Origin of the sequence: Ornithinimicrobium cerasi (assembly GCF_003702705.1) — a bacterium.
In the GTDB taxonomy this organism is placed as follows: Bacteria; Actinomycetota; Actinomycetes; order Actinomycetales; family Dermatophilaceae; genus Ornithinicoccus; species Ornithinicoccus cerasi.
This window is the reverse complement of record NZ_QZMN01000043.1, coordinates 1-3,162: the sequence shown is the minus strand read 5'-3', so window position 1 is coordinate 3,162 and position 3,162 is coordinate 1. Positions and strand designations below refer to the sequence as shown.

Annotated in this window: 3 protein-coding genes; 2 read left to right on the top strand and 1 reads right to left on the bottom strand. The window is 34.9% G+C overall.

Annotated features, from left to right (window positions below; all coding sequences use genetic code 11):
- A partial coding sequence (locus D4B81_RS17630; RefSeq protein ID WP_474100193.1) for a hypothetical protein occupies nt 1–692 on the top strand: 692 nt, incomplete at its 5' end.
- 29 nt (nt 693–721) lie between these two features.
- On the opposite strand, the gene D4B81_RS17625 is transcribed toward D4B81_RS17630, so the two are convergent.
- Complete coding sequence (locus D4B81_RS17625) at nt 722–1,180, bottom strand: replication/maintenance protein RepL (protein ID WP_001125937.1); 459 nt, start codon at nt 1,178–1,180, stop codon at nt 722–724.
- 1,289 nt (nt 1,181–2,469) lie between these two features.
- Here D4B81_RS17625 and mobV point away from each other — a divergent pair.
- The coding region (mobV, locus tag D4B81_RS17605; protein ID WP_237566090.1) for a MobV family relaxase at nt 2,470–3,162 on the top strand (693 nt) is incomplete at its 3' end.

Sequence of the window (3,162 nt, the reverse complement as noted above, 5' to 3'; positions counted from 1 at the left end):
TTGATACCGTTAAGGATTTAAAAAAGCATTCTCTAGAAATAGAGAAACAAAAAAAGGCGATGGATGCGGAAATAAAGATAAAAGAAAAAGACTTGGAGAGAAAAATCCAATCTTTAGATAAAGAATTTGAAAGTAAAAAGAAAAAGCTTTTAGATCTCAGTGAACAATTACCACAAGAAATCAAAATCAATGCAAAAGGGAAAGAGAAAAAAACAGAGGTTGTGAAAAAAGGATTATTTAAAACAGAAACGATAACCAAAAACACTGGGAATTGGATTATTGGAACGAACGAATTGAAAAGAGTACAAAAAATGGTGAACGCTGCCTATATGGTCAAAAGGGATTATGAACGTTTGCAAAGTACAGATTTGGTGGAAGAAAATAAAAAATTACACCTGCAAGTAGAGGGCTTGTCTAACAATTTAAAAGCATCTCATCAGATTAATGCGGAGTTGAGAGAGAGAAATAAAGAATTACATACAAAAATAGGCTCGTTACAAGCTCATATAAACGATTTGAAGATAAACGTAAAGGTTTTATATCAACAAACGAAAAAAGTCTTTAAAGAGCAATTTAAAACGTTTAGAGGGCTTGTTAAGAATGAACTAGTTGGAAGGGAAGTAGAGGATTACTTTGAGCGTGAACATAAAAACGAAATGACTAAACAACGAGGATATGATATGGAAAGGTAAAACCGCCTTAGAATCAATTCTTGGGCGGTTTATTCAACTGCATTAATTGGAGCCTTATTATTATTAAAATCTTCGAATCTAGCAAGTAAGTATTTCTCTTTTGTATCTTTACCACGATGAACAAGGCTTGGATGTATCATTATTGCTCCAGTTCTTCTAGTAATTATTTGGGCTTGCTCCAGTGTTTTTAATGTGTCTATTACAGTTTGTCTAGATACCTTGCTTTTTTCGGTCAATTCTCTTGTAGTTATAATTAACGTATTTGTTGATTTGTCCATGTTTTCTAATATGTATTTTACAACTTGCATTTTTTTATTACCTAAACTATCTATTAATTGAACGATTGCAGTTAAATATGTGATCATAAAACCATTTCTAGGAGTTTTCTTTATGACTTCATCAGTTTCTATTATTTCACCTGTATCTAGGTTTCTCCATCGACTTTTACCGTTATATATTATTTCGTTTTCAGTTTTTTGTTTTGGCATATTATCACCTTTCTCCTATATTTTTATATTTCCATTTTATCATAATTAGACCAAAAGGTCAAAAAAAAATAGACCAAAAGGTATAAAAAATTAGACCAAAAAGTATAAAAAATTAGACCAAAGAAAATGCCCTTCAATAGCTATATATCAGCTTAAAATCTACTTTTTACCCCCTGCTTACTCTTTTCTATATATTTAAGGCGATAAATATCGCCTTAAATATATTCTTTTTTCATTTTTTTTAGAGGGCTTTCCACAATGCAATAGTCGAGTAGTATTTTTTGAGAAAACCACTCAAAAAATCTCCACTCTTTTGCTATTGCATAGTGAAATTCGGCAGGTGTGAGCATGTCGCCAAGCCGAACATACCAAAAACGAGGATTTAAGTTGCACGACTTGGACTAGCAATTGTACCTGCCGAACCGCCTTGATCTATCGTTCAAGAATTTCACTAATGCCATATAAAATTACGTTAAGTTCCTGGGGGCTAGCCCCCAAACCCCCAGCCAGCACTCACACCCAAAAACAAGGGGGATACCAATAAAAAAGTCAAAATCCACTATATAGGATTTTGACTTTTTTATTGGTATTGAACTACAAGGGTCCCTACAGGCTGTTTTTGAACACCCGTAGTTCTTTTTAAAAGGGATTAATTTATCAGATTTATTAAATGAATAATTCATAAAATCCCCTTTCAATCACTCTGTTGTATGGCAATTTATCAAGTAGGCAGTTGTACATAAGTAGTGTATGCAGGGGACAAAAATGTGTATATAACTGGATAAGCCTTTTTTATTTTTGGCTTGGTATGAAAAAAGAACCCTAATGTTGGATAGGGTTCTTTTTAGGGGTAACAGTTGAAGGTTGAAGGTATATTTCATATTTATTATGTACTTTACTCTTATATTCATTCGAATAGGAAACACATATGTTTGGAGTAATTTGCAAAGCGATTGTTGGAAAAGGAAAAATTAGCGGTAAGTGTCAATGGTAAGCGGACTGGAAGGGGTCAGCGGTTTGTGCTGATCCATGAAAGGAGCATTAAGGAATTGACACGTGCAATTGATTCTTCACCCTCTTGGCCTGTCAAAACGTCAAACGTTTTGGCCTGCCAACCGGCGAGGGAGTCCCTCAAGGATTGAGGGGTTGGGGAGTTCGATTGATGGGGTCAAGGGGAAGAGTTCCCCTTGTAGGTTCGGACAAAGTCCGAGGTTTTTTTGCCATGCAAGGCATGGTTTGGCGAAGCCAACGAGCCTCGCAGAGCACGTCCAAATGAAATTTGGTATAACGTGCTAGACCAAATTATTGGATTCTCTCAATCTTCGTGCTATGCTGATTACCAAAAGGGGGGCTTACTTGTGGCTCATGTAGAAAAATATACAAAAGGCAGCGTACAAGGATTATCGATTCATTGGGACAGAAAAACAGAAAATCATTCGAATCAAGAGATTGATAATGAGCGGTCAAATTTAAATTATGATTTATGCGAAAAAGAAGGAGATACACTTTCCCGCATGAATGATCGATTACGTGAAGTACATTGTTTGAATCGGAAAGATGTAAAAGTTTGTAGTGATTGGGTTGTTACGTTACCAGAAAACTTGAAGGGGACTTCAGAAAAAGAACAACGTGAATTTTTTGAAAAAACCTATGAGTTTTTAGCGAATCGTTATGGCGGTGAAAAAAATGTATTGTCCGCTAACGTACATAAGGACGAAACAACACCTCATATGCATTTTGCTTTTATGCCTGTTGTTTGGGACGAGAAAAAACAACGGGAAAAAGTTTCAGCCAAAGAGGTTTTAACAAGAAAAGATTTAAAGACATTCCACCAAGATTTAGATACATTTTTGAAAAAGGAAATACCACACATCTACAAAGATGGAATTTTAAATGATAAAACGATTGGTGTTGATACCGTTAAGGATTTAAAAAAGCATTCTCTAGAAATAGAGAAACAAAAAAAGGCGATGGATGCGGAA